General features: G+C 49.8%; 4 protein-coding genes. All 4 read left to right on the top strand.

What is annotated here, in order from left to right; genetic code table 11:
- The first annotated feature begins 483 nt into the window (after positions 1 to 483).
- The 4 genes from thiS to GF401_13510 are packed head-to-tail and all read left to right on the top strand — an operon-like array spanning position 484 to position 3,189.
- Positions 484 to 699 carry a sulfur carrier protein ThiS gene (thiS, locus tag GF401_13525; GenBank protein ID MBD3346074.1) on the top strand — a complete coding sequence of 72 codons (216 nt, stop codon included), beginning with the start codon at positions 484 to 486 and terminating at the stop codon, positions 697 to 699.
- Positions 696 to 1,928, top strand: a complete 1,233-nt coding sequence (locus GF401_13520) for an O-acetylhomoserine sulfhydrylase (GenBank protein ID MBD3346073.1) — start codon at positions 696 to 698, stop codon at positions 1,926 to 1,928. The genes thiS and GF401_13520 overlap by 4 nt, the downstream gene beginning before the upstream one ends.
- Entirely contained in the window at positions 1,928 to 2,740 is an 813-nt protein-coding gene (locus tag GF401_13515; protein ID MBD3346072.1) for an adenylyltransferase, read from the top strand. The genes GF401_13520 and GF401_13515 overlap by 1 nt, the downstream gene beginning before the upstream one ends.
- A gap of 29 nt (positions 2,741 to 2,769) precedes the next feature.
- Entirely contained in the window at positions 2,770 to 3,189 is a 420-nt protein-coding gene (locus GF401_13510) for a hypothetical protein (protein MBD3346071.1), read from the top strand.
- The last annotated feature ends 57 nt before the right edge of the window (positions 3,190 to 3,246 follow it).

Genomic DNA, 3,246 nt, shown 5'->3' with positions numbered 1-3,246 from the left:
CTTTTGGCACACTTCAAATAAAATGACACTGCTGCAAAAAATAAATTGAAATATATGAGAATATTTGATCACTGAATTATAAATGCGCTGTTATATTACAAATACAGGAACAAAGTTCACGAAATACATCTATTCCGGTTATAGAACGCCGATGACGCCAATTTGGCTGATTATCGCTGATTTTTTAGTGTTTTTAATTTTCTGACCAGCGAATGCCGGCTTGATCAGCGCAATGAGCGTTCTATTTTAGACAAAAGTGGGCACAAATTATGGTTTCGGTTCTCGATTTTTTGAACGAATAAAACAATAAGTGTTGACTTTTCCATAAAAATGCAGTATATTGTTAACAAAGTTCATAAACTTAGTAAACATTGAAATTGTGCAAGTAATCAGATTGTGGGAAAAATCATGGCAATGGATCATAATTATCGTTAAATCAACAAGTTGTAGAATCGTGATGCAATACATACCCCGGGAGGAGTAATGAAAATCACAATCAACGGTCAGGAAAAGCAGATGGGCCAGGAGCCTGTTTCTGTTGAAGAGCTGCTTGCAATCGAAAAAGTGGACAGTCCCGATATGGTTTCTGTCCAGCTCAACGGGACCTTTGTAAAACGGGAATTGTTCCCGGAAACACAGGTAAACGAAAATGATGAACTCGAATTTCTTTATTTCATGGGCGGGGGATCGGCAGCGTGAAAGGATTCACCACCAGAGCGATTCATGCATCGTTTCTCAAAAAGGATGCCCATGGCGCGCTTCGCATGCCGATTTATGAGAATGTCGCATTTGAATTCGAGCGGTCGACCGATCTGGAATCCGCGTTCAAAGGCCGGTTACCGTCACATGCCTATTCCCGGATAACCAATCCAACCGTGCAGCAGCTCGAAAACCAGGTCCGGCTGCTGTCGGATGCGCTGGGGGTCATTGCAGTGGCATCGGGCATGGCCGCGATCACGAATGTTTTTATGGCGATTGCCCGGAGTGGTTCGAATGTTGTCACCACCCGCCATCTGTTCGGCCACACACTGTCGTTATTCGAAAAGACACTCGGCCCCTGGGGGCTTGAGGTGCGCTATGCCGATTTCACCGATAGTGCGGCTGTTTCCGCCTCTATCGATGAAAACACGTGCGCGGTTTTCTGTGAAACGATCACGAACCCTCAGCTTGAAGTCGCCGATTTCCGGGCATTGTCCGGGCCGGCAGGACATCATGAGGTGCCGCTTATTGTTGACGGCACTCTTACGACCCCTTATTTATTCAAGACCCGTCAAGCAGGCATCGCGGTTGAAGTGTTGTCGAGTACGAAATATATCTCGGGCGGTGCTCCCTGTGTTGGCGGAATGATAATCGACAACGGCACGTTCGACTGGTCAAAAAATCCTCGTCTTGCAGAAAGCGCAGCCAAAACCGGGCCCTTTGCCCTTACTGCAAAGCTTCGCACCGAAGTCTACCGGAATGCCGGCGCCTGCATGTCGCCCCATACGGCCTATCTCCAGAGCCTCGGCCTCGAAACCATGGCGCTCAGGATCGAAAAGAGCTGCGATAACGCCATGAAACTGGCGGCTGTCCTCGATTCGCATCCGAAAGTCACGCATGTCAATTATCCGGGCCTGCAACGCGCCCGCTTTCACGAAATCGCCCGCGCACATTTCGGCGGACGGTTCGGTGCACTGCTCACCCTGCAACTTCAGTCAAAAGCCGCATGCTTTGCTTTCATGGATACGCTGAAAATAATCCGTCGGGCCACCAATCTCAACGACAATAAAACCCTTATCATTCACCCGGCCTCGACAATTTTCTGCGAGTATTCCTCCGATGAACGGCAACGCATGGGCATCCCCGACACGCTGCTTCGAATAACGGTCGGTATTGAAGACATCGAAGATCTTATTGACGATATAGAAAAGGCACTGGAGGTGATATGATCGAATTTACCGAACAGCAACTACAGCGCTACAGCCGCCATATTCTTTTGTCAAATGTCGGCGTTGAAGGACAATTAAAGCTTCTGGAATCGAAAGTGCTCATTATCGGCGCCGGCGGCCTGGGTGCGCCGGCTGCACTGTATCTTGCCGCAGCCGGGGTCGGCACAATCGGTATTGCCGATGCCGACAGGGTCGACCTTTCGAACCTGCAGCGCCAGGTGATCCATTTCACCAGGGATGTCGGTGCGCCCAAAGTAGAATCGGCCCGTACAAAAATGAATGCGCTGAATCCCGATGTAATAGTGAAAACCTATGAACTCTTTCTTACATCGGATACAATCGGTCCGGTTGTTGAACAGTATGATTTCATTATCGACGGCGCCGATTCGTTTCCATCGAAATTTCTGATCAACGATGCCTGCGTGATGGCCGGTAAGCCGTTTTCTCATGGAGGCATTCTGCGCTTTACCGGTCAGACCATGACTGTCCTGCCCGGTAAATCAGCTTGCTACCGGTGCATATTCGACCGTCCGCCGCCCAAAGATGTCGTTCCTGTCTGCTCGCAGGCAGGCGTGCTGGGGGCGATCGCAGGCATGCTGGGGACCATTCAGGCGGCAGAGGCGCTCAAATTCATTACCGGCGCAGGGGAACTGCTTGTAAACAAGCTGTTGTCATTCGACGCGCTCACCATGGAATTCCGAAAAGTAGGGCTGCGTCATAATGAAGACTGCCGCTTGTGCGGCAGGAGGCCATCGATTACAAAGCTCTTTGATGAAGAGCGGCAGGTGTGTGCAACAAAGCCTCAATTGTAAAGGAATTGCCGGGAACAGGGGAGGTTGCGATGAAAATTGATGAAGGGGTTATCCGGAAAATTATCGATCATGCGAAAAACGACGCTCCGTTGGAGGCATGCGGCTATCTGGGAGAGTCGGAGGGCGTTATTGTTGAAGCCTATCCTATGAAAAATATCGACCAGTCGGGCGAGCATTTCTCTTTTGCACCCGAAGAGCAGTTTGCGGTGGTACGACAGATGAGAGGCAAAGGACAGCGTGCTGCGGCGGTATACCACAGTCATCCGTCAACACCTGCCAGAATGTCGAACGAAGATCTCCGCCTGGCGGTTGATAAAAGCATAACCTATGTCATCGTTTCCCTTACCGGCAACAACGATGAAATCAAGGCGTTTCGGTTTAAAGATGGACAGTTCTGCAATGATGAAATATATCGTGTGGGCTATAACCGGATAAGCGAGGACCCTTAAGCGCAGGTACTGCTGCCGCGGTGCTGTTGGCCACAATTATCAGGGAGGCAATTATGG

The organism is Chitinivibrionales bacterium (assembly GCA_014728215.1).
In the GTDB taxonomy this organism is placed as follows: domain Bacteria; phylum Fibrobacterota; class Chitinivibrionia; order Chitinivibrionales; family WJKA01; genus WJKA01.
This window is presented reverse-complemented; position numbering and strand designations above follow the sequence as displayed.

Excerpts from the sequence above, each read along its gene's own strand:
- thiS (MBD3346074.1), top strand. The coding sequence starts at position 484 with ATGAAAATCACAATCAACGGTCAGGAAAAGCAGATGGGCCAGGAGCCT.
- GF401_13510 (MBD3346071.1), top strand. The coding sequence starts at position 2,770 with ATGAAAATTGATGAAGGGGTTATCCGGAAAATTATCGATCATGCGAAA.